Origin of the sequence: Mediterraneibacter hominis, from assembly GCF_014287475.1 — a bacterium.
Taxonomy (GTDB): domain Bacteria; phylum Bacillota; class Clostridia; order Lachnospirales; family Lachnospiraceae; genus Mediterraneibacter; species Mediterraneibacter hominis.
On sequence record NZ_JACOPF010000004.1, the window covers coordinates 20,653 to 44,730 of the forward strand.

16 protein-coding genes are annotated in these 24,078 nt (G+C 43.2%); 1 reads left to right on the forward strand and 15 read right to left on the reverse strand.

Features of this window, described 5'->3' with window-relative positions:
• Window positions 1-21 precede the first annotated feature (21 nt).
• The 8 genes from H8S37_RS14640 to H8S37_RS14675 all read right to left on the reverse strand — a co-directional run bounded on the left by H8S37_RS14640 (window position 22) and on the right by H8S37_RS14675 (window position 11,648).
• Entirely contained in the window at window positions 22-1,101 is a 1,080-nt protein-coding gene (locus tag H8S37_RS14640) for an ABC transporter substrate-binding protein (protein ID WP_186876814.1), read from the reverse strand.
• Window positions 1,102-1,175: 74 nt separating this feature from the next.
• Complete coding sequence (locus H8S37_RS14645; RefSeq protein WP_186876815.1) at window positions 1,176-2,144, reverse strand: ABC transporter permease; 969 nt, start codon at window positions 2,142-2,144, stop codon at window positions 1,176-1,178.
• Window positions 2,145-2,159: 15 nt separating this feature from the next.
• Window positions 2,160-3,653 (reverse strand): sugar ABC transporter ATP-binding protein, encoded by a 1,494-nt coding sequence (locus H8S37_RS14650; protein WP_186877036.1) that lies wholly within the window; start codon window positions 3,651-3,653, stop codon window positions 2,160-2,162.
• A 163-nt stretch (window positions 3,654-3,816) separates the two neighbouring features.
• Entirely contained in the window at window positions 3,817-4,800 is a 984-nt protein-coding gene (locus H8S37_RS14655; protein ID WP_186876816.1) for a substrate-binding domain-containing protein, read from the reverse strand.
• Window positions 4,787-6,625 carry a cache domain-containing sensor histidine kinase gene (locus tag H8S37_RS14660; protein WP_186876817.1) on the reverse strand — a complete coding sequence of 613 codons (1,839 nt, stop codon included), beginning with the start codon at window positions 6,623-6,625 and terminating at the stop codon, window positions 4,787-4,789. Before H8S37_RS14660 ends, H8S37_RS14655 begins: the two co-directional genes overlap by 14 nt.
• Window positions 6,603-8,192: a response regulator transcription factor gene (locus H8S37_RS14665; RefSeq protein WP_186876818.1), complete on the reverse strand. Its 1,590-nt coding sequence runs from the start codon at window positions 8,190-8,192 to the stop codon at window positions 6,603-6,605. The genes H8S37_RS14660 and H8S37_RS14665 overlap by 23 nt, the downstream gene beginning before the upstream one ends.
• A 181-nt stretch (window positions 8,193-8,373) precedes the next feature.
• Complete coding sequence (locus H8S37_RS14670; protein ID WP_186876819.1) at window positions 8,374-9,840, reverse strand: rhamnulokinase; 1,467 nt, start codon at window positions 9,838-9,840, stop codon at window positions 8,374-8,376.
• 11 nt (window positions 9,841-9,851) lie between these two features.
• Window positions 9,852-11,648 (reverse strand): L-fucose isomerase, encoded by a 1,797-nt coding sequence (locus H8S37_RS14675; protein WP_186876820.1) that lies wholly within the window; start codon window positions 11,646-11,648, stop codon window positions 9,852-9,854.
• A gap of 216 nt (window positions 11,649-11,864) precedes the next feature.
• On the opposite strand from H8S37_RS14675, the gene H8S37_RS14680 reads away from it, so the two are divergent.
• Window positions 11,865-12,719: an AraC family transcriptional regulator gene (locus H8S37_RS14680; protein WP_186876821.1), complete on the forward strand. Its 855-nt coding sequence runs from the start codon at window positions 11,865-11,867 to the stop codon at window positions 12,717-12,719.
• Between the two features lie 20 nt (window positions 12,720-12,739).
• Here the strand turns inward: H8S37_RS14680 and H8S37_RS14685 are convergent, their stop codons facing one another.
• The 7 genes from H8S37_RS14685 to nifJ all read right to left on the reverse strand — a co-directional run bounded on the left by H8S37_RS14685 (window position 12,740) and on the right by nifJ (window position 23,917).
• Window positions 12,740-13,762: a zinc-binding alcohol dehydrogenase family protein gene (locus H8S37_RS14685; RefSeq protein WP_186876822.1), complete on the reverse strand. Its 1,023-nt coding sequence runs from the start codon at window positions 13,760-13,762 to the stop codon at window positions 12,740-12,742.
• A gap of 44 nt (window positions 13,763-13,806) precedes the next feature.
• Window positions 13,807-14,739 (reverse strand): ABC transporter permease, encoded by a 933-nt coding sequence (locus H8S37_RS14690; protein ID WP_186876823.1) that lies wholly within the window; start codon window positions 14,737-14,739, stop codon window positions 13,807-13,809.
• Window positions 14,740-14,741: 2 nt separating this feature from the next.
• Window positions 14,742-17,195, reverse strand: coding sequence for an ATP-binding cassette domain-containing protein (locus H8S37_RS14695; protein WP_186876824.1), 2,454 nt, complete (start codon window positions 17,193-17,195; stop codon window positions 14,742-14,744).
• Between the two features lie 18 nt (window positions 17,196-17,213).
• Window positions 17,214-17,927, reverse strand: coding sequence for a cyclase family protein (locus H8S37_RS14700; RefSeq protein WP_186876825.1), 714 nt, complete (start codon window positions 17,925-17,927; stop codon window positions 17,214-17,216).
• Between the two features lie 187 nt (window positions 17,928-18,114).
• Window positions 18,115-19,167, reverse strand: coding sequence for an ABC transporter substrate-binding protein (locus H8S37_RS14705; RefSeq protein ID WP_186876826.1), 1,053 nt, complete (start codon window positions 19,165-19,167; stop codon window positions 18,115-18,117).
• Between the two features lie 278 nt (window positions 19,168-19,445).
• Window positions 19,446-20,126, reverse strand: coding sequence for a GntR family transcriptional regulator (locus tag H8S37_RS14710; protein ID WP_186876827.1), 681 nt, complete (start codon window positions 20,124-20,126; stop codon window positions 19,446-19,448).
• A 248-nt stretch (window positions 20,127-20,374) separates the two neighbouring features.
• Window positions 20,375-23,917, reverse strand: coding sequence for a pyruvate:ferredoxin (flavodoxin) oxidoreductase (nifJ, locus tag H8S37_RS14715; protein ID WP_186876828.1), 3,543 nt, complete (start codon window positions 23,915-23,917; stop codon window positions 20,375-20,377).
• Window positions 23,918-24,078: the final 161 nt, after the last annotated feature.

The following is a 24,078-nucleotide window of genomic DNA, read 5'->3' on the forward strand; positions in this document are numbered from 1 at the left end:
TCTGCCAATATGTAGATACGCCTATTCATACAAGCAGGCAGCAATTTCTTCATTATCAATATTATCGGCGGTATACCACAGAGCCCCTGTATCCACATCTGATACTTCTTCCCCGTTAGCGGCCTTTACTGCCAGCTCTACTGCCTGATATCCAATCTGTACTGGATTCTGTGTGATAGAACCTGCAAAAATACCATTTCTTACAGCGTCTAATTGAATCTTACCAGCATCAAATCCCACGCCGATGATTTTGTCAGCACCCAGTTTATCAAGACTCTCATTTGCTGTTATGATATTCTTTGCTGCAAACTCATTAGAGCCATAGATTGCAACAAGATCTGCTTTATTGAGCAGTGTATTTGCTACTGTTACGCAGGCTGCGTCTTCTACTGTAGCAGGAATACCTACTTCAAGCACGACTTTTGCTCCGTCTACTTTATTGTTATATTTGTCGTGTCCTTCTACAGAAGCTTTATCTTCTCCGATAAGGCTTACCATTTTATCAATAAAACCAGCTGTTCTGTCTATGATAGATCCGGAGGTCGCATCCTGCGAAACCACACCGATTCTTACAGTCTCAGAAGGATCTGTCACTTTATCCTTGATCAATTCATACATATTCTCTGCTGCCATCTCGCCTGCCGCATAGTTGTCTGTAGCCGCATTGGCAACGATCGTATCATTTCCCGGCACTCCGGAGTCAAAGCCAACCACCGGTATATTCTGGGAAGCCGCCGTATCTAAGGCACCCTTTACAGATTCCGGATCCAGGGAAGCAAGAACAATTGCGCTTGGCTTTTTGTTGATCGCGTTATTTAACTGTTCTACCTGCTCTGCTACCGCAGACTCGTCCTTCGGTCCTACAAAGTTCATCTTCGCCCCGTATTTCTCTGCCGCCTGTTCAGCGCCGGAATTTACCGCTTTCCAGAAATCATGCTGAAATCCTTTCGCGACTACCTCGATTGTCACATCTGATCCCGATGAAGAACCGCCGTCAGATCCAGATGTTCCCGCGTCTTTCTGATCTTTGGATCCACATCCAATTGCCAGAGATGCTACCATTGCCGTGCATAATAATACACTCAGAATTTTTTTCTTCATAGAAAATCCTCCCTTTTCATTTTTGTTTTCTTGCTGCTATCTGAATATCTGCCTTGCAGATACCGATGCCTTTTTTATACGGACGCTGCTTTCCTTCTGTTCAATACATCTGCGAATACCGCGAATATCAGGACGAAACCTGTGATAAACAACTGGTAATGCGGCTGCAGTCCTACAAACGGAAGCCCTGTCTTTAAAACTGCCATGATAAACACACCGATCAAGGTACCGGAAATAGAACCATTTCCTCCCGAAAGAGAAGTTCCTCCAATTACCACGCCCGCGATTGCATCCAACTCGAATCCGTTTCCGGTTCCCGGCATAAGTGTGGAATACACCGCCGCGTAGGATATTCCCGCAAGCGCCGCGAAAAATCCACTGAATGTATACGCCAGAGTTTCCCATTTCACTACATTGACACCAGAAAGTCTTGTTGCCTCCTTGTTGCTTCCAAGCGCAAGTATATACCGCCCTGGTCTTGTCTTATTTAAGATTACAGCCATCAGAACCGCCATAATAATCAACAGAATAAACCCTGTTGGAATTCCCGCCGGAAGGCTTGCTGTCTTAAACTTAAAAATATTGTGGAACCAGGCTCCCGCCACATCTCCCTGAGGGAAAGTAACCGTCGCAGTTCCTGTTACAATAGAACCAAATCCACGCGTAATCATCATAGTACCGAGCGTGGCGATAAACGCCGGCAGTCCCATCACAGATACCATTAATCCGTTCGCTACGCCGATCAGAGTACCAATTACTAAAATAATGATCAGCACCGCCGCCATCGGAACGCCTTTTTCAAACAGTGTTCCACCAATCAGAGAACAGCAGATGCAGACTGTACCGATAGAAAGGTCAATTCCGCCGGTAATAATGACAAATGTAACGCCTATCGCCATAAAGCCTATGTAATAAGATGAGTCAAAAATACTTACCAGCGTACTATACTGGAAAAAGTTATCTCCAAAGATACTAAAGAAGATATACAGCAGTATCAACGCAAGCACTGCAACCATCTTCTGTGTTTTTAATGTTTTTTTCATTTTCTTTCTTCCTCCCTATTCTCTCATTGTCGCCGCATGCATAATATTTTCCTGTGTCGCCTCAGAAATATCTAATTCTCCTGTTTTGCGGCCCTCACACATTACTACAATTCTGTCGCTCATACGAAGGATCTCCGTCAGCTCTGACGAAATCATAATGATGGATTTTCCTTCTTTTACCAGTTCGTTCATAAGTGAATAAATTTCACTTTTTGCCCCTACGTCAATTCCGCGCGTAGGTTCATCGAAAATAAGGATGTCGCTGTCCCTTGTCAGCCATTTTGCGATAACAACCTTCTGTTGATTTCCTCCAGATAAGTTCTTTACAAACTGACGCACAGACGGAGTTTTTGTCTTTAGCGCGTCTACGTAATTCTGCGCCGCCTTCTCTTCTTTTTTCTTATCGATAAAGATACCGGACATGAAATTTTCCAGAGATGCCATTGTCGTATTTTCTGTCAGTGTCTTCTCTACAATGACACCATATCGCTTTCTGTCTTCCGACAGATATCCGATTCCATGCTTTACCGCATCCTTCGGGCTTTTGATCGTCACTTTTCTGCCATGTACATAGATGTCTCCGCCCTCAATTTTGTCCGCGCCAAAGATTGCCCGCGCAGTTTCCGTTCTCCCCGCACCCATGAGACCAGAAAACCCTAGAATCTCTCCTTTGCGAAGTTCAAAGCTTACATCCTTTACCATCTTTCCTGCGCGCAGATGTTCCACTTTCAGTACCACCTCCGCGTCCGCCGGAACATTGCTGACCTCTTTCGGATCTTCATATACGACACGTCCCACCATCATACTGATGATGTCGTCTTTCGTACACTCCTTAGATACCAGTGTTCCTACGTATTCTCCATCCCGCATGACAGTCACTCTGTCTGTAATTCTTTTGATTTCATCCATACGGTGCGATATGTATATGATCCCAAGGTCTTTTTTCCGCAGATCGTCAATAATCTTAAATAATTCATTTATCTCCGTCTCTGTCAGCGCCGCTGTCGGTTCGTCAAATACGATGATTCTGGCATCCGTTGAAATCGCCTTTGCAATTTCACACATCTGCTGTTTTCCGACTGTCAGACGTCCCATTGTTTCTTTTGGATCAATATCAATATGCAGCATATCAAACAGACGTTTAGCTTCCTCCGCCATCTTTCCGTCATTGATAAGCTTCCCATTCATTTTTTCGCGTCCGATAAATATATTCTGCGCTGCCGTCAGGTGGTTCATCATATTTAATTCCTGATGCACAATCACCACACCCGCCTGCTGTGCTTCTTTCGGATTTTTGTATTCCACTTCTTTTCCATCATATATAATCGTCCCGCTGTCTTTACTGTAGATACCTGTCAGGATTTTCATCAGCGTGGATTTGCCCGCGCCGTTTTCTCCCATCAGGGCATGTACTTCCCCTTTTCTCAATTCTAACTGTGCATTTTTCAGCGCATGTACTCCAACGAAAGATTTATCAATATCTTTCATCGTCAAAATCACTTCTCCCACTTTCTCACCTTCCATTCTTCTTCCCTGTTACTTACTTTTGTTATATTTATTATAATTTTCGCCCAACATGGCTTGAATAGAATATCTTACAAAAAAAGGTAAATATCTTCCTTAAATAGAAAGATATTTACCTTTTTATGGTAAAATATTCATTTTTTAATTTTTAATCGTCTCCTGTATGCACCGGAAAAAGCAATTTCTGATTTTCTTTTGTATAAATCGTTTCTCTTGTCACTAGTTTACATCCTGAATCCACATTTGCCTCCTGTTTTTCTCCCTTTTCTGTTTCTATTCCTAGTTTAATTCCAAGATAGCCCATATCGAACGCGCGCTGGATTACCAGCCCCTCGATCACTCCAGATTCCAGCATTTGAATTTCTTCTTTTGAATTATCGAAGCCTACAATTTTTACTTTTCCTTTCAATCCCATATCTTTTATAAGCCTTGCAGCACCTACTGTAGCATATTCGTTTGTTCCTACTATCACTGTAATTTCCGGATGTGCCTCCAGCATTTTCTTTGTCTCATCATACGCAATACTATAATTTGATTCGCCATAGACTGTCTGCACAATTTCTCTTCCGTCCTCTTCTAAAACCATTTGCACACCTTTTTCCCGTTCCTTTGCCGTAGAACTCCCCTTCACATGGCTTACGATTCCGATTTTCTCTTCTGGACTGCAGATGGATAACGCATACTCTCCCAATTCTTGCCCTGCCGCATAATTGTCTGTAGATACAGCACAATCCGCAATATCCTCCGAAAGCCTGGAATCAATCAATACCAGTGTAATCCCCTCTTCCTTGATCTTTTTTGCCTCCGGTAGTATCTCTTTTTCATCTACAGGCGCTAGCGCGATTACATCCGGAGCCTTTTCTATCGCTTCTCTGATCAGTTCTTTTTGCCTGTCTACATCTTTCTCCTGTACAGGCGCCATCCATTCATATTCCGCCCCATACTCATCGGCAGCCATCTGAGCCCCCTCTACAAGTGAATTCCAGAAATCAATATTATCCTGGGTCTTCGAGACAAAAATCACCTTCACATCCTTCTCCTGCCGGAGGCCGATATATAGTGCTGCTCCTAATATAAGCAAAAACAGCGCGGCGGCAATTCTCTTTTTTTCCATCTTTTTATATCTCTTCATCCTCCGCCTCCTCTCCTACAGGAATCTTCACATAAACAGTCGTGCCTACACCCTTTTTGCTCTTGTAAAACAGCCCATATTCTGCTCCGTAATAAAGCCGCAAACGGTTCTGCACATTATATACGCCAATTCCGCCAAATCCCGGTTTGTATATTTTCTTATCAAAGATATGCTGCAATTCCTCTTTTGTCATACCTTTCCCATTGTCCTGTATTTCAATTATCACATATTCCTCTTTATAATAGCCCCTGACAGTTATTTTTCCAGGCCCTTCTATATATTTTATTCCATGATAGAGCGCATTCTCTACCAACGGCTGCAATGTAAGCTTCGCGATCTTTTCATTTTCAACTTCCTCTTCTAGTTTTATATCAAAAGAAAGTTTATCTTTGTACCGCATCGCCTGAATGGTGAGATATGTCTCAATATATTCCAGCTCCTGCCTGATCGGAACAAATTCCTCCTCATTCCCTATACTCTGCCTAAACAGACGGGAAAGAGCAGAAGTCATACGCACAACCTCCTTATTGTATTTCCCGCTTTCTGCCATCCAGATAATAGAATCTAATGTGTTATAAAGGAAATGTGGATTGATCTGCGCCTGCAACGCCCTCATTTCTGCTTTCCTTTTTTCTTTTTCTTCCTTTACATTTTGTTCCATTAAACTCTGTATTTCCTGTACCATCATATGAAAAGACTCTCCCAACCCTCTGATTTCTGCCTGCCCGCCATGTTCTGTCATCAGTGCACTTTCAAAATGGCCTTTCTCCACTTCTCTCATAGCGGCATCCAGAGATACAATCGGCTTAGTGATTGTCCTTGACAGAAGCAGGGCCAGGAAAAAACCGACTACAAAGAAACAAAATGCCAGAATAATATATATTCTTTTAAGCTCTTGTCCTTCTTTTAAGAGTTCTGACATATAGGCAACGCCTACTACTGTCCATCCTGTATCTGCAGAGGTAGATGCTGTATAAAGCTTTCGTTCCTGACCTTTTCCCGATACGAAACCACCACTGTTATTCCCTTTTTCCAATACTTCTTCTATAAGCTCTGTCTTAAGCCCACTGTAAAGCAGCTGTTGCTGCGGATGGTAAATAATTTCCCCGTTTTTGTCGAGCACATAAATATATCCCTTTTTCCCCAGGCTTACAGAACTACATAAGCTGTCTATCGTCGCATAATTCATGTCGATTAAAAATACGCCTTCTACCTCTTTTGTATTCTGGTTTTCAATTCCCCGACTTAATGTGATTACCCAGTCATATTGATCATATATCATGTTCTGTACGTGAGAAGAAGTAATGTGTATCTCTTCGCTTTCCTCCTTGACAGTCTTATACCACTCCTGTTCTGATAACGATATATAAGGATTCAAAGCAGACGTTCCTCTATTGATCACGCTTTTTCCATTATCTCCGAGCACCGCGATATTGCAAACGTCTTTTCTCGTGTTCATAATTGTTCGGAACTGTTCTATGATTCGTGCGTAATTATCTTCTTGGAGGTCTTTTGACAACTCCTCCTGGAATAAGTACTTCTGTATATCCCTGCTACTGTATACCATAGAAGAAATATCTTTCATATAATTCATATAAGAATCCATATCATCATTTACTTTCTGGATCAACTGCTCTGTGTATTCTTCGGAATTCTTTATAACACTGCGCTCTGTAAAGCTAATCGCTAATATAAAAAATGCAATGGAGGACATCAAAATCAAGACTGTAAATACCCCCATAACCGCCGTATGTATTTTTAATCCTTGTAATTTCTTTTTTATCCAGTACCGCACTGTTTTTTCATATTTTATTCCCTTTTGCATATTCCTTTGGTGTTATCCCTTCATTCCTTTTAAAAATACTTCCAAAATAATGGGCGTCGCTATATCCAACTTTTTCAGCAATCTCATAGGACTTCAATTCTGTCGTACGAAGCAGTTCCTTAGCTTTTTCCAACCTTACCTTTGTCAACGCTTCTATAAAGGTTCCTCCCGTCTGTGCTTTGAACAAAGCACTGAAATAGCTTGTACTAATCGCAAGCGCCTTACTGACAGAATTCAAAGAAAGGGACGTATCCTGATAATTCCCGTCAATATATTCCATCGCTCGTTCTGCCAGACTTTTTCCTAATTTCTCCCTATTCTTTGAAATGCTTTCTGTGACTTCCAGGCAGAACTTAAGCAGTAGCTCCTCCATTTGCTCCGCCCTGCCCTGATCTACAATCTCCTCAAAGAGTGGTTTTTCCCATAGCATCATATTTTTCTCATCTATTCCCGCCTCATCCGCAAATAGACTAATTCTTGTCGTCAAGCTCTGCACATACATCCCTGTGCGTACTTTTGTCATATAAAGCCTGCGCATATCCTGAAAAAATTTTTTTACCTCCGCGCTTACACCCTCTCTGTCGTTTCTCTTCATCCGACTGATCATTTGTCTGGCGAGTTCCCCCGTATCCACCTCTGCCTTAGCACCACGGTTTATAAATTCCTTACCAAATATAAGTTCATTGTCATCAAACAGAAACGCATATTCTGATGCGCGTTTGACGTTCTCATAAGACTGCCCCAGATGCGCCAGATCCCAGACGCATTTTCCTGAAAGTATCATCACAGGCTCACTGAAAAACTTTTCCACATATATCCGGATCACCTCTGAAATCCTCTGGATTTCCGTTTCTACCTGATAAGTACTTTCTCCGCAGAATATCAGTGTAGTTATATTACTGATGTCCTGAAACACCTCACAGCACGTCTCTTCTCTAACCAATTCTTCTATCACGTTATAGAGTACAAACAGAAGAATATCCGCCGGATCCTCCTGCCGTATATATTTTATCTGCACCACAGAAAAACATTCACCTTCTAGGTGAATATCATAGAGCTCCATTCTACCTTTCATATCCTGGTGTACATCTTTTTCTCGGATCAATCGGCTTAAAAACCGTTCCTTAAAATATCCTTTGTTCTGCTCAAATGCTTCCCTGACTTTTTTTTGCTTTTCCGCGTCTGCACGCTCCTTTGCAATTTCCTCATGCAGCTTTAAAAGCACCTCTTTCAATTCTCTGGCTGTCACAGGTTTCAGTATATATGCTCCAACCTGGTATTGAATCGCTTCTTTGGCGTATGCAAAATTATCATATCCACTGATTATTGCCACTTTACATTGTGGGCAGTTCTCCTGCACATACTTTGCCACGTCCAGTCCGTCCGCATACGGCATACAAATATCTGTCAGCACAAGTTCCGGCTGCTTCTCTTCGATTGCTTTTATCGCTTCACGTCCGTTTTCACACACCGCACACAGACAAAAACCCGCGCTTTCCCAGTCCATACTTTCACTAAGCACCTCTCGTATTAGAGCCTCATCATCCGCCAGTAAAACTTTATACAATATTTTCCCTCTTTTCTATGTCCATTTTTTACTTTACATTTCAAACAGGTACAGAATAAATCTTTGCTGCATCTTGTATTTATTTTCTATTATGACATATAATTTACTTAAATGGAAAGAAAACTTCTGCACAAGTTTCTATTCCATAACTGTGCAGAAGTTTCTGTCCTAATTTTTCTAACTATACCAATATCTTTTTAAATCTCTCATACGCCTCGTCCCAGTCTTTTTTCCCATGTGGGATATATCGTTTTATATCCTGGGAACCGCGTATAATTTCCCGTACCTCCTGCAAGGAGGAAATATCGCCCATAGCAAGAAACTGTAACGCCACGTTTCCAAGCACCGTCGCCTCCACCGGACCAGCGCTGACCGCACATCTGCACGCATCTGCCGTACATTGGCACAGCAGTGCACTCTGTGTTCCTCCACCGACCATGTATACAGTCTGATAGTTCTTTCCGGTACAGCTTTGAATCTCTTCCATTGCATAACGGTATTTCATTGCCAGACTCTCATTGATACAGCGCACAATCTCCCCTGGTGTTCCGGGGATGTTTTGTCCCGTCCTCCGGCAAAATTCCCGTATCCTTTCCGGCACATTCCCGGCAGGCGTAAATTCCGGGGCGTCTGGATCGATAAAGCATTTTAAAGGAGGCGCTGCTTTCGCCAGTTCTTCTAACTCACCGAAGCTAAACTCCTTCCCTTCTCTTATCCACTGCCTGCGGCTTTCCTGGATGCACCAGAGTCCGATGATGTTTTTCAGGAACGAAATTTTTCTCCCGTATCCTCCTTCATTCGTCACATTATAATACCTGGATTTCTCATTTATAATTGGCTCTGAAAGCTCTGTTCCAAGCAAAGACCAGGTTCCGCAGCTCAAAAAGATAAAATCCTTTTCTTCCGCCGGTACGGCTGCAAGAGCGCACTGCGTATCATGTCCCGCAACAGCGACGACCTCTGTTTTGCCTATGGAGAGTTCTTCACATATTTCTTTCGTAAGGCTTCCGACTTTCGTTCCTGTAGGAATAATCTCTGGAAAAATCCTTTCAGGAAAATCAAAAGCATGTATGATCTCGTCTGACCATGTTCTTTTTTCCGCATCCAGCAGCTGCGTGGTGGAGGCTATAGAATACTCCGCTTTTTTCTCCCCTGTCAGAAAATAATTAAATAAGTCCGGCATCAACAGCAGCTTATCTGCTTTCATAAGCAGATCTTCTCTTTTTTCCATAAGGGAAAGAAGTTGAAAGACTGTATTGATCTCCATAAACTGATTGCCGGTAATGTGGTAGAACTTCTCCATGTCTATTCGCCTGAAGCTCTTCTCCAACATCCCCTGTGTTCTTTTATCCCGATAGTGTACCGGATTTTCCAGAAGTCTCCCTTCCTTGTCAATCAGCCCGAAATCAACTCCCCATGTGTCAATTCCAATACTTTCTATTTTTCCGCATTTTTTTGCCTTTATCAGTCCCTGCTTGATTTCAAAAAACAACCGTAAGACATCCCAATACATCGTACCATTTACGATGACCGGATCGTTAGAAAAGCGATGCAGTTCCTCAATCGTGATCTTCTTCCCGTCAAATATACCGCACATTGCTCTTCCGCCGGAAGCTCCAAAATCAAACGCTAAAACTTTCTTTTCCATATCGTCCTCTCTTATTTATAAAGCGGCCCATATGCAGCACACGCCCTGTAATCCTGTCCCTCTTTATCCATTCCAAACGCATTCCATGCAGACGGACGGAAAATCTTCTCCTCCGGTACATTGTGCATTGCAACTGGTATTCTGAGCATAGAACACATCGTGATCAAATCAGCTCCGATATGGCCGTAGGAAATAGCGCCATGATTTGCTCCCCAGTTATTCATCACGTCATACGCCGTCTTAAACGCTCCGTCTTTCCCATTGCATCTTGGCGCAAACCATGTACAAGGCCATGTATAGTCTGTACGTTTCCAGAGTTTGTCGGAAACCTCCTCTGGAAGATGCAGCGTCCATCCTTCCGCAATCTGCAGCATTGGCCCCAACCCTTTGACAAGATTCAGACGAATCATAGTCACAGGCATCTCCGCACGGGTCGCAAAACGACTGGAATAGCCGCCTCCGCGGAAATAGCCATTGTCCGCCGGATTCCATGTAGTGGCCGCCATAATCGCCTTCTGGTCTTCCTCTGTGACATTCCACCACTCTTTCATCACTCCGTTCCCATTCTCATCCTTTGCCTCTGCGCAGGCGTCCAGACAAGCAGCTCCGGAATTAATCAAGTGAATAAAGCCTCCCGCTTCCTTTGCGATTCCTTCGAGTTCATAGCCTGTGGCATTCTTTACCGCTTCCGGGCTCCAGTATGTACGCACGTCTGCAAAAATCTGCGCACGGTTTGTCAACAGCTTCATAAATAACATTCCCAGACCATTGAGAATGTCATTCTCTGTCGCGAGAATATAAGGTTCTCTTGCCCCGTTCCAATCGAAAGACGTATTGAGCACTGCTTCTGCAAAATCTGCATTTGGATAAAAATCTGTCCATTGTCTCTGCCCCTGGAATCCTGCCGCGATCGCATTGTGTCCGATTGCCTCTTCGGAGAATTTCTCTGGTAATTTTCTATTTCCATTCATAAGTTCTTTGATAATGACCGCCATCTTTACTACAAATGCAAACTGTTCCTCTTTCTTTTCCGGGGATGCCTGTAACTCCTCTGGATTTTTATCAAATCCGATCTTGCAGGTTTCTTTTGCCCACTTCAATGCTTTTTCAAATTCTTCTTTATCATAGATTCCTTCCGTCATCCTGCGGATGATCTCTACCTCGTCTACTGATTCTACCCTCATCCCAAGATAGGATTCGATAAAGTCAGAATCTATAATTGACCCGCCTATTCCCATACAGATAGAACCGATCTGCAGGTAGGATTTCCCGCGCATGGAGGCCGCTGCAACTGCCGCCCGCCCGAATCTAAGCAGCTTTTCCTTTACATCCGAAGGAATCTCCGTCTCGTCCGCATTCTGTACGTCGTGTCCATAAATTCCAAACGCCGGCAGTCCTTTCTGCGCGTGCGTTGCCAAAACAGACGCAAGATACACAGCGCCTGGTCTTTCTGTGCCGTTAAATCCCCATACCGCTTTGATCGTATTCGGATCCATGTCCATTGTCTCTGAGCCATAGCACCAGCATGGCGTTACTGTCAATGTAATATCCACGCCTTCTTTTCTGAATTTATCTGCACACGCCGCACTCTCACCAACGCGGCCGATCGTTGAATCCGCGATCACGACCTTTACTGCTTCCCCGTTCGAATACTTTAAATTATCTCTGAAAAGTTTTGCCGCAGAATGTGCCATATTCATTGTCTGTTCTTCCAGAGACCCTCTCACATCCAATGCCCCGCGGCGTCCGTCTATCGTAGGACGAATACCAATTACAGGATAACTACCGATCAATCTGCTCTCTGCCATTTCTATATCCTCCTTCTTCTTTTCCTTTCCGCAGCGCGCCTGCTCTGCGGAAAGCTATGCGCACAGGCCATATACTGCTTTATGCCTGATGCATATAAATTATTATATTTTTCTTTATTATAAGCCTGACATTTCAGTAATTCTTGTGATATAATAGAAAAAAATATAATAATATTCACTTTTTATTTCTGCATTTTATATAGGAGAATATGCGCTATGAAATATATTAAATACAGAGAAGATAAAAAGCATGGAACTTTTGATTTTCCGATTGAGTTTTATCATGTCACCGCAAGTCATCCGCGTTATGAAATGTCTTATCATTGGCATATTGAATATGAAATTATACGTATTCTCAAGGGTGAGTTCTTGATGACACTCAATGAATCCACATTCACAGCCCAGGAGGGAGATCTCATTTTTGTACAAAGCGGAGCGCTGCACGGAGGAATACCGAAGCACTGTGTCTATGAATGTATTGTCTTTAACCTAGGTATTCTTTTATCTCCTAATCATATCGGGGAAACATTTTTAAAAAAAATAGAAAATAGTTCTATTCAAATATATCATCACATTAGTAACTGCGACGAAGAGCTGAAAGAGATCATAAAGTTTCTTTTTGAAGCTATGAGGGGCAAATCTGAAGGCTATAAATTGACCGTCATTGGAGCTTTATATCAATTCTTTGGTTATGTCTTCAGTCATCATTATTATAAGCCTGTCGGAAACGTATCGGCAAAGAACAACAGGCGGATCGAACAGCTAAAAAAGGTTCTCGAAATGATCGAGACCTCCTATGATCAATGTCTGACTCTGGATATGTTAGCAAAGGAAGCCGGCATGAACGCAAAATACTTCTGTCGTTTCTTCCATGAAATGACGCACCGCACTCCGATTGATTATCTGAATTATTACCGGATCGAGCAGGCCTGTTTGAAACTCGTCACTTCCAGTGACTCAATCACAGAAGTAGCATTTAGCTGTGGATTCAATGATATTAGCTATTTTATTAAGACTTTTAAAAAATATAAGGGCATCACTCCAAAAAAATACCTGAGCGCCTCCTTTTAAACGCTCAGGTATTTTAATTGTTATTCTCCAAAAGTCAGCACAATCTTGCGAATAGACGGATCCTTTGTATCTACGAAATCAAACGCTTCCTGCGCCTTCTCAAACGGATATGTATGAGAAATTGTTCCTGTCAGATCTAATTTTCCTTCCCGTATCAAGTCAATTGCAGTCTGGAATTTCTTATTCTGAAGCCTTGATCCTCTCACATCTAGCTCTTTCGATGTGATGACAAACTGATTCACCTCTGTAGGTGCCACTGAAAATCCCATTGTCATCACACGCCCTGCATTTCCCGTTGCATTTAAAAGCGTTAAAAGAGAATCCTTCGTGCAGGCTGCGTCAATCGAAACTGTCGGCCCATATCCTTCTGTCAATTCACGTGCTTTTTTAACCACATCCTCTCTTGCGATATGGATTGCATAGTCGGCGCCATTTTGCAATGCCTCCTGCAGCTTTTCCTCCACAATGTCTGCAACGATAATTTTTGCGCCGCTTAATCTGGCGATTTTCAAAATTGTGCTTCCAAGAGCGCCGCAGCCCAAAATAAGCAGCGTATCTTCCGCACACAGTTCTGCCCTGGAGCAGCTCTGTATGGCAATCGTCGTCGGCTCAATCATCACCGCCTCTGTATCGGTGAGCCCCTCCGGTAAAATATAACAGTCGTGTTCCGGAACCGCCATATATTCCCGGTACCCTCCGTCAATATGTACCCCGCGTACCTTCAGGCTGCCGCATACATTTCCTCTCCCTTTGCGGCATGCATAGCAGTGCCCGCAGCTTACAACCTGATCTACAATCACTCTGTCTCCTGGCTTTAAATATTTGGTATTCGCCCCTACTTCCTCTACGACTCCAACCATTTCATGACCAATGACGCGCGGATATGTAGCAGCGGCGTTAGTCCCGTGATAAATCCCTACATCAGAGCCGCAGATGCCCGCAGCTTTCATTTTCACCAGCACATTGTTCTGTTCTGTAATCACTGGCTTTTCCATCTCAATCATTTTCAATTTATTCGGTTTTACAATCTGAATCCCTTTCATGCGTCTTCCTCCTCACATAATATCTTTTAGATACATAAATGTGCCTAACTTTTCTTGGCATCACTAGAAACCGACGCTACCAGTATCAGAACAAGGACTGCCCCCTGAATCAGCCTTTGCATTCCCACTGACAGACTTGCTGCATTTAAGAATGTCGTAAGCAGATACATCATCAATGCACCTAAACATACACCGGCGACATTGGATTTTCCGCCGGATGCCGCTGTTCCTCCTACAAATGCCGCTGCAATGGATGGCAGGAAGTAGGTTGTTCCCATATCCTGAAATGCCCCGCCATTGAAGGCCCCGCACAGAGTACCAGAAAGCCCGCACAGGGCGCCGCCTAACACAAACGCTAGAATCACGACTCTTTTGACATTGATGCCCGCATATCCTGCCGCCACTCTTTTCTGCCCCACCGCATGAAGCTGTTTCCCATATTTTGTCTTATAAAGAAGCAGTGCAAGTAAAACTGCAACAAGAATACAGATAACTGTCAGCATAGAAAATCCGCCTGCATGAAGATTGATAAAATCTACAAATCCGGCATCCGGCAGTGTTTTCATTCCCGGAGCCAGGACAAGTACAATCGTAAAGATAATATATCCCGTAGCCAAAGTTGTCACCATTGCCGGAACTTTTAAGTAAATATTGATCAGCCCGTTTACCAGGCCGCACAGTGCACCCACCGCCACTGCCGCCACGATCCCAAGAAGTACGTTGTACTGCATTAGATCACAGGATATATATGCAGCCAGTGTCAGGATATATTGCTGTGACAGATCAATTGCGCCTTCTCCACTCGTTACAACTACCATCTGTCCCAACGCCAAAAGCAGAGCGAACGAACATAACTTAGCGCTGGAAAACACCTGTGCGACACTAAATTTCCCGGATACAGCTGAAATCGCAATCCACAAAAAGATGGAACCGAGAAGTGGCCATATAAACGCATACTTCGTCATTATCTTTTTCATTTTTATCTTCCCTCCTTTTTATGGGTAACCAATTTGATTGCCAGCACGACAATCAAAATCAGGCCTGTCACTGCTGTCTGGTAATTCGAATCTACCCTGAATGATGTCAGAATTGTTGTGATAAAAGACATAGCGATTCCGCCGCATACCACGCCGATCGGTGCCACAATTCCTCCCGCCATCTCACATCCGCCGAGAATAACTGTCGCAATAGACATCATACAGTATGTCGCGGATGAATTCGCATCTGCTCCCATACAAACCGCCGTATATGCCATACCTGCCAGTACAACCATCAATCCGGCAAGCGCATAGTTTGCCATTTTCGCCTGTAGATAAGACCAGCCTGAACGCTCTACCGCCAGAGGGTTATTGCCGATTCCTCTTAAAATCATTCCGTATTTTGCGCGGAAAAGTACATACCAGCAGAAAATTCCTGCGAGTACACACAACACAATCGGCATTGGAACAATCGGAAATTCAAACTTGTAAATCGCAAGCAGCCACTCAGGGCAGGTTCCGCCCGGAGATGGCGCAATCACTAAGGCAATTCCCCACCATACAAATTGCGCACCTAATGTTACGACAATCGCAGGAATATTGCGCACATGGATCAATGCCCCCATCAGCGCATATGCGGCGATAAAAATCACCAGACTTACGATACCAAACAAGGGATTGCCTGTCAGTATGATACCGACCAGTACATTGACCAGCGCGATAGAATATCCATTTCCCATGTCTACGTCGCCCGCTGTGACTATGAACATCTGCCCTAGAGCAGCAAATACAAGAGGTACAGCCGATGAAACCAACATGCGCAGCCCCATATAGGAGAGAATACGTGGATTCATCGCTGCATTTGCCAGAATCATAATGATCATAGCAGCAACCGGAAGCAATACCCGAGATGTCAAAATCCTATGTACGATTCCCTCTTTTTTCTCTTCTGTTGCTTTCTTATGTTTTACATCCTTAAAAGAAGCCTTTACAATATTTGCAACTGTAATATCTTCTTTCTTTAATTCTTCGGTAATCTCACCTTCATGCATAATATAAGCACGGTCGCAGATCTCAATTTCCGCGTCTTCTGTAGAATAGAGAATTACCGCTTTCCCTGCTTTCTTTGCCTCTTCAAGAAGACTATAGATTTCCTGCTTTGTCTCTATATCTACTCCCGCTGTCGGATCATTTAAAATAATCAACTCGGCGCCTGACGCGATTCCTCTAGCAATCAACGCTTTCTGCTGGTTTCCTCCACTAAGTGACATAATCGGGCTGTGAATTCCTTCAGCCTTAAATTTCAGTTTGTCATACCATGTCTGCGCCAGCTCTTCTGATTTCTTCTTATCCAAAAACAGACCCTTTTTCACCTGATCCAGATTTCCAATAATCGTATTGTCAAAAATATCCCAGAGGTGGAAGATTCCTTCCTTTGCCCGATCCCCGCTGACATACGATACAGATGTATTTAAAATTACACCTTTCTTCTCTTTTCCCTTATATTTTTTCGAATCATAGAGAAGATTTAAAAGCGTTGTCTGTCCCGAACCCACCAGGCCGGAAATTCCTACAATCTCGCCTCTGTTTACATACATATTGATATTGTACAGACCTTTTCCAGTGAAGTCCTTAATCTGCGCCGCCATCTTAACATCCTGTACATTTTCCGCTGCACTGCTTTTTAACACTGCCTTTTTTGCGCCGGTACCTCCAAGCATTTCTACAAGTTGTTCTGTTGTAATCTCAGCAGGGTCACACTCCCCTGAGTTCGCGCCATTTCTCATCATTACAATACGGTCAGATACTTTCCGTATTTCATCCAGCTTATGAGAAATATAGATGACTGCCGTTCCCTTTGCGCTTAATTCCTCCACCACTTTATGAAGCTGTTCTGCCTTGTCTGTAGACAGTGCGGAGGTCGGTTCGTCCAGAACCAATACCTTTAGATTATCTGTCATCAACGTCTTACAGATCTCTACAATCTGTCTCTCAGCGAGTGTCAGACGTTCTACTGGCTTCATCACATCAATATGATTATTGGGAAAGTATTTCTCCAGAAGTTCTTTTGCTTCCTTCTTTGCCCTTTTTCTCCAGCCTGGTTTTGTGACAATACTGTGTTCCACATTCAGCATTGCGAAGTTTTCATACACACTTAGGTTTGTACACAGGGACAAGTCCTGATATGCACAGGAGATACCAATTTCCTTCGCCTCTTTTGTCGTATATTTCGCCATCTCTTTGCCTTCTACAATGATTTCCCCTGCTGTGGGAGGAAGCACTCCGGTCAGCACCTTCATCATAGTAGATTTTCCTGCTCCATTTGGACCAACCAGCCCAATTACTTCTCCTGTAAATATCTGAAGATTGATTTTCTTAAGTGCCTTCGTAATTCCGAAAAACTTGTCAATCTCCAGCAATTCTATATAAGGAGTCTGTGTTTCTGCTCTTTTCACTTTTTTAAATGCTCCTTTCTATTTGACCGGTGTCAGTGCAATCACCCTTATCGGAGATGCAGAACCGTCCTTTATCTTATTTGCCAGACCAACTACATAAGAAAATACCGGAAGCTTATGTAAATTCGTCAGGTTTTCTATAATCGGCACTCCATTGCCAAGCAGAATCAGATGACAGGGATATGTTTCACTTCCGAACGGATCCAGTGCAAGTGCATCTGTTCCTACAGAGGCAGCTCCTTTATCCAGAAGATACTGTGCCGCATCCTCTCCCAGTCCCGGCCAGTCTTTTAAAAATCCTTCCGCAGCTTTGCCTATTCCGTATTTTTCTTCCCACCCGAAATGCAAAAGGATAACATCTCCTTTTTGGATCTCTCCATTTTTTTCCTCAAATTTTTTTAGCATATCCAGTGTATATACTCCGCATGGCTCCAAAAACGAAGCGTCTATCCTAACTCCTCTTCCTATCACTGCTCTGACGTCTACCTCTTCAATAGATGCTCCACCTTTTATAAAGTGTTTCGGCGCATCCAGATGTGTGCCCGTATGTTCTCCGAAGCTAAGCTGTCTATGTAGAGAAACCGCCCCTTCGTCATATGTCTCATACACAATGCTTCCAAATCTTGCATGTGTCGGCCAAACGGGCATCCCTGGCTCCAATGTATAGCTTAAGTCGACAATATTGGAAGAATCCATTACTTGCTGCATTAAAGATATGATTTGTTCTTTCACGAAATATCCCTCTTTTCCATGTCAATTCTTTTTCATTGCCTGCCGCCGGATAATGACAGAAATATAGACAAATAACTGTTCCTGCAAAAAAGCATACTCCGGCAGAATAGAAACAGCCAGACCCTTCTACTGCCCCGTCGCGGCCTGGCTGTTCTTCTCACTATTTATTCTCGTTACCGGTACTTAATTATTTATATAAGTTCTCTCTTACCCACTCGCGGTCATATGTCGGAGTTCCTATTTCTTCATCTCCCATATCTTTGTAGTTCTGTACTTCGTCCTTTGTCACTACCGCAAACGGATGTATCATTTCATTCGGAATTTCATATTCACCGCTTAAAATGTCACATGCTACATATACTCCAGTAGCTCCGTCCCAAGGATTGGAGGAAACAGAAATTGTATCATATCCCTCTGGTGCTTCATTTGCCCACCACTTCAAGAAATAACCGCGGTTGTCGCCGCCGATAACCGGAAGTTCCATTCCAGCTGCCTCAAATGCCTGTACGGCTGCGTAAGAATCTCCTCCCTGTGTTACAACTCCGTCAACCTCATCCAGCGTCGGAAGAACAGAAGCTAATTCTGACTGTGCCTTAGAACCTGTCCAGTCTGTATAGACCTCTGCGACAACTTCAATCTCCGGATAATTTTCTAATGTCTTCATCACGCCTTCGTGTGCAATATTGTCAAACTCTGCTCCTGCAGTTCCTCTCAGCTCGATAATCTTGCCTTTTCCGCCGATTGCCTCACATACATATTCTGTCAATGTCCCCATCTGATCCACTGTATCAAAGTTAATCTGATAGCACAGTTCTGCATCCGATTCTACTGGGCCGTCATTGATAATGATACATGGGATTCCGGCATCAGAAGCCTCTTGAATCGCTCCTGTCAGTGCAGTAGCGGAAATTGGATCGATAATAATTGCGTCCATTCCCTCCAGAATAAAGTTCTCAATCTGCTGTACCTGTTTAGAAGCATCATTATTCGCCTCCACAATCGTGAATTCGGAAATCTCTCCGGACTCTTTTAACTCATCTGCCGCCTCCTGTGCATATGCTTCCATCTGCTGACGGTAGGAGTTTCCGTTAAAGCTGTTTGTCAAACCAATTTTATAACCGCCTTTGCTCTCCTCGCCTGCATCTTTCTTGTCGTCTGAACCTGAGCTCCCACATCCTGCCATGCTCATTACCATAGCCGCTGCAAGAAGTGCTGCCAATACTCTGCTTCTTTTTTTCATAACTAAGTCCTCCTTTTAAAAACTGTTGTGAAACGTTTTCCACACTTGTATACTAGTATCTTACCCCCCCCCCAATATATTTTGTCAACTAGTTCTGTTATACTTTTACATTTTCCATTTCTTTTCTCCATTTTGCACAATTTTTGTCTTTTTTGCTCCGAAAATACATTTTGATTTTCTGTCATATTACACAAAAAAATTCTGCCAGGATTTCTTTTTCCTTTTGAAATCCTGACAGAATTTTTTATCTTTATAAGGTATCACTTAATACCTTTCTTTTATTTTTCCTTAAAAAATTGCTGATATTTCTCTTTTACAACTGCTTCATCAATTTCATGTCTCGTTAGATGTCGTTCCATAGCGATTCTTCCCCGTTTTGCATCCTTTCTGCGAATTGCGTCCAGAATCTCCATATGGTCATCTATTACATACTGCTGATCCACAGTTTTTGTACGGAGCGTACGCAAACGGTCAAAATGTAGCATCATATTACTCATCAATTTATAAATATGTGGTTTATTTGTCATTCTAAACAGTTCTTTATGGAATTGATTATCTAGATCTAACAGCTCTCCCGGCTCATTATTATTCAGATAAAATTGCTGCAGCTTCACATTCTTTTCCAGTATTTGTAGATTTTCTTCTTCTATGTCCTGACATGCCAGACAGATAACCGCTTTCTCCAGAGTGATACGCATAAACTGCGCTTCTTCTACCATTTCCCAGTCAATCAGTGAAACATAACTCCCCTTCTGCGGATAAATCTCAACAATTTTGCTTTTGCTCAATTCGATCAGAGCTTCTCTCACTGGTGTTCGTGAAATTCCCAGTTCTGCTGCCAGCTCGTTTTCACTGATTCTGCTTCCTGGTTCTAATTCCAACATCACAATATTCTCTTTGAGCACACGCAGCACATATTCCCTTCCAGTTTCCCTTCCATATCTTTTCTTTACAATCATCGCTTTACCAAACCTTTATTTTCTAGATTGGATCTGGGTACTAAAAAGGAGATGTCTGTCATCCAGATCCGAATTGTATACCACTTTATGTTGCAAGCTAGTATACAAGTTATATATCTAGTATAATGGCTTATGAGATATATTGTCAATATAAAAAGAAATTCCTTAACTGTATACAACAATTAAGGAATTTCTCTTTACGCTGCCGCTGACTTTTCCTTTATGGATAAGCAGTCAAGCCACAGTGATTATTCTTCTCCGTACAGAGTCACCAGTTTTTTCAGATAAGCATATCTCTCCATTGCTTCTTTCTCATTCTGAGCGAAGAGCTTTTCAGCTTTTTCAGGATTTGCTCTCTTCAATGCATTGTAACGAACTTCTCCGTCAAGGAATGCCTGGTATTCTTCCTGTTTTGGTTCTTTGCTGTCAAGGAAGAACTTATTGCCTTCTGCGGCAGGGTTAAACCGGAAGTTGTTCCAGTATCCGCACTCTACTGCAAGCTGTTCCTCTGTCTGCGCCTTACTCATGCCCTTCTTAATACCATGGTTGATACATGGAGCATATGCGATAATCAGAGATGGTCCCGGATAAGCCTCTGCCTCTGCGATCGCTTTCACTGTCTGATTGAAATCAGCGCCCATAGCAATCTGCGCAACGTATACATAACCATAACTCATTGCGATGCCTGCAAGGTCTTTCTTCTTAATTTCTTTTCCGCCGGCTGCGAACTGTGCCGTAGCACCTGTCTTTGTAGCCTTAGAAGACTGTCCGCCTGTATTGGAGTAAACTTCTGTATCAAATACCATGATATTGATATCCTTGCCGCTTGCAAGTACATGGTCAACACCGCCGAATCCGATATCGTAAGCCCAGCCGTCACCACCGAATATCCACTGTGATTTCTTGGAAAGGAAATCTTTGTTCTTCAGCAGTTCTGTCTTTTCTTCTCTGTCACATCCACAGTTTTCCAGTGCAGCCACCAATTTATCTGTTGCTGTTCCATTTGTCGCTCCACATGCAAACGTATCCAGGTATTCTTGTGCGGCTGCTTTTACCTCTGCATTTTCTGCAGATTCTGCCAGTTTTGCAACTTTGCCTTTCAGTCTTGCTCTGATTGTATTCTGTGCCAGAAGCATACCATATCCAAACTCTGCATTGTCCTCAAACAGAGAGTTACACCATGCCGGTCCTTTTCCTTCCGGAGTTACCGTATATGGTGTGGACGGTGAAGAGTTGCCCCAGATAGAAGAACATCCTGTTGCATTTGCAATGTACATTCTGTCACCAAACAACTGTGTAATCAATTTTGCATAAGGAGTCTCGCCGCAGCCTGCACATGCTCCTGAGAATTCAAGCAACGGCTGTTTGAACTGACTTCCTTTTACTGTCGTTTCTTTGAATTTTGTAACAACTTCTGGTTTTACCGGAATTTCGCGTCCATAGTCGAAGAAATCCTGTTTTCCGGCATTTGCTTCCATGTTCCCCATAACAAGTGCTTTCTCGCCCTTCTTACCTGGGCATACATTTGCACAAGACCCACATCCTGTACAGTCATAAGCAGACACTGTGATAGAGAATTTCATTCCTGGCATACCGATCATATCAATTGCTTCCATTCCTTCCGGAGCCTTGGAAAGTTCTTCCTCTGTCAATGCCACCGGACGGATAACAGCGTGTGGACATACATATGCACAGCGGTTACACTGGATACAATTCTCTGGTTTCCAGATCGGAATATCTACCGCAATTCCACGTTTCTCATATGCGGAGGAACCAGACGGTGTGGAACCATCTACATACTCATTGAAAGCGGATACCGGCAATGAATTTCCTTCCTGGGAATTTACTTTTGCCTGAATATTCTTAACGAAATCTACAACGTCTTTTCTTCCGTTTTCATCTACGTGCGGTGTTGCAAGTCCTTCGTCAGCCGCGTCTTTCCAGCTTTCTGGAACGGCAACCTCTACAACCTGTTTCGCACCTGCGTCAATCGCATCATAGTTCATCTGTACAATCTTGTCACCTTTTCTGCCATACGTAGCTTTCGCAGCTTTCTTCATCAGATCGATCGCTTCTTCTTCCGGAATAATAGAAGCAAGCTTAAAGAATGCAGACTGCAGCACCGTATTGATACGTCCGCCAAGTCCGATTTCCTTTCCGATCTTGATACCGTCGATTGTATAGAATTTAATATTGTGTTTTGCAATGTATGCTTTTACCTGTCCTGGAAGATGTTTCTCAAGTCCTTCCATATCCCATGGACAGTTCAAAAGGAATGTACCGCCGTCAACTAACTCCTGCACCATATTATACTTGTCCACATAAGACGGATTATGACATGCAACAAAGTTTGCCTGGTGGATCAGGTATGTGGATTTGATCGGAAGTTTTCCGAAACGCAGGTGAGACATTGTGACACCGCCTGACTTCTTGGAATCATAGTCAAAGTAAGCCTGTGCGTACATATCTGTGTTGTCACCGATAATTTTGATAGAGTTCTTGTTTGCGCCGACTGTTCCGTCTGCTCCAAGTCCCCAGAATTTACAGTTGATTGTTCCTTCCGGAGTCGTAACAAGCGGCTCGTCCGCTTTCAGAGACAGATTTGTCACATCATCTACGATACCGATCGTGAATTTCTGTTTCTCATCATTGTGGTATACTGCAACAATCTGAGCCGGGGTCGTATCTTTTGAACCCAGTCCGTAACGGCCTGTATATACCGGAACCGCGTCGAATTTCGTGCCTTTGAGCGCAGCAACGACATCCAGATACAGAGGCTCTCCAAGTGCTCCTGGTTCTTTTGTTCTGTCAAGGACAGAAATTTTCTTCACAGAATCCGGAATTGCAGCGATCAGAGCTTCTGCACTAAACGGTCTGTACAGACGTACCTTCACAACACCCACTTTTTCTCCGGCTGCTGTCAGGTAGTCAATTGTCTCTTCGATCGTATCACAGACAGAACCCATTGCGATAATCACATGCTCTGCGTCTGCTGCTCCATAGTAGTTGAACAGCTTATAATCTGTTCCGATCTTCTCATTTACTTTATCCATGTATTTTTGAACGATTGCCGGCATAGCATCATAATATGGATTACATGCCTCTCTTGCCTGGAAGAAAATATCCGGGTTCTGAGCGGAACCTCTCTGGCATGGATGATTCGGGTTCAGTGCATGTGCACGGAATTCATCAATCGCGTCCATATTTACAATCTCTTTTAAGTCTTCATAATCCCAGGTCTCAATTTTCTGAATCTCATGGGAGGTTCTGAATCCGTCAAAGAAGTTGATAAACGGAAGTTTTCCTTCCAATGCCGCACAATGTGCAACCGGTGTTAAATCCATAACCTCCTGTACGCTGGATTCACATAGCATAGCCGCGCCAGTCTGACGACAGGCGTAAACATCAGAGTGATCTCCGAAAATAGACAGCGCATGGCTTGCAAGTGCACGCGCAGATACGTTGAACACACCCGGAAGCTGTTCGCCTGCTACTTTATATAAGTTTGGGATCATCAGAAGTAATCCCTGTGAAGCTGTAAATGTTGTTGTCAGCGCTCCTGCTGATAAAGAACCGTGTACGGCACCTGCCGCACCTGCCTCTGACTGCATCTCTGTAACTTCTACAGTCTGCCCAAAGATATTCTCTCTACCTTCAGTAGCCCATTCGTCAATGTGTTCTGGCATAACAGATGATGGTGTAATCGGATAGATTGCCGCAACTTCTGTGTACGCATAGGAAACGTGAGCGGCAGCCTGATTACCATCCATGGTCTTCATTTTTCTTGCCATTTTGTTGTTCCTCCTTATAATTTACATTGTAAAGTTAATATTTTCACATGTACTGTAATTATATCCCGAAAAATAACAAAAGTCTATAGAACACACTCTATTTTTTGTTTATTTTCAGGTACATTTCCCATTCTGTTTAGTCTCTTTTCAATGGCAGATAT

Coding starts and splice junctions, on each gene's coding strand:
- H8S37_RS14640 (WP_186876814.1), bottom strand. CDS start 1,101: ATGAAGAAAAAAATTCTGAGTGTATTATTATGCACGGCAATGGTAGCA.
- H8S37_RS14645 (WP_186876815.1), bottom strand. CDS start 2,144: ATGAAAAAAACATTAAAAACACAGAAGATGGTTGCAGTGCTTGCGTTG.
- H8S37_RS14655 (WP_186876816.1), bottom strand. CDS start 4,800: ATGAAGAGATATAAAAAGATGGAAAAAAAGAGAATTGCCGCCGCGCTG.
- H8S37_RS14660 (WP_186876817.1), bottom strand. CDS start 6,625: ATGCAAAAGGGAATAAAATATGAAAAAACAGTGCGGTACTGGATAAAA.
- H8S37_RS14670 (WP_186876819.1), bottom strand. CDS start 9,840: ATGGAAAAGAAAGTTTTAGCGTTTGATTTTGGAGCTTCCGGCGGAAGA.
- H8S37_RS14675 (WP_186876820.1), bottom strand. CDS start 11,648: ATGGCAGAGAGCAGATTGATCGGTAGTTATCCTGTAATTGGTATTCGT.
- H8S37_RS14680 (WP_186876821.1), top strand. CDS start 11,865: ATGAAATATATTAAATACAGAGAAGATAAAAAGCATGGAACTTTTGAT.
- H8S37_RS14685 (WP_186876822.1), bottom strand. CDS start 13,762: ATGAAAGGGATTCAGATTGTAAAACCGAATAAATTGAAAATGATTGAG.
- H8S37_RS14690 (WP_186876823.1), bottom strand. CDS start 14,739: ATGAAAAAGATAATGACGAAGTATGCGTTTATATGGCCACTTCTCGGT.
- H8S37_RS14705 (WP_186876826.1), bottom strand. CDS start 19,167: ATGAAAAAAAGAAGCAGAGTATTGGCAGCACTTCTTGCAGCGGCTATG.
- H8S37_RS14710 (WP_186876827.1), bottom strand. CDS start 20,126: ATGATTGTAAAGAAAAGATATGGAAGGGAAACTGGAAGGGAATATGTG.
- nifJ (WP_186876828.1), bottom strand. CDS start 23,917: ATGGCAAGAAAAATGAAGACCATGGATGGTAATCAGGCTGCCGCTCAC.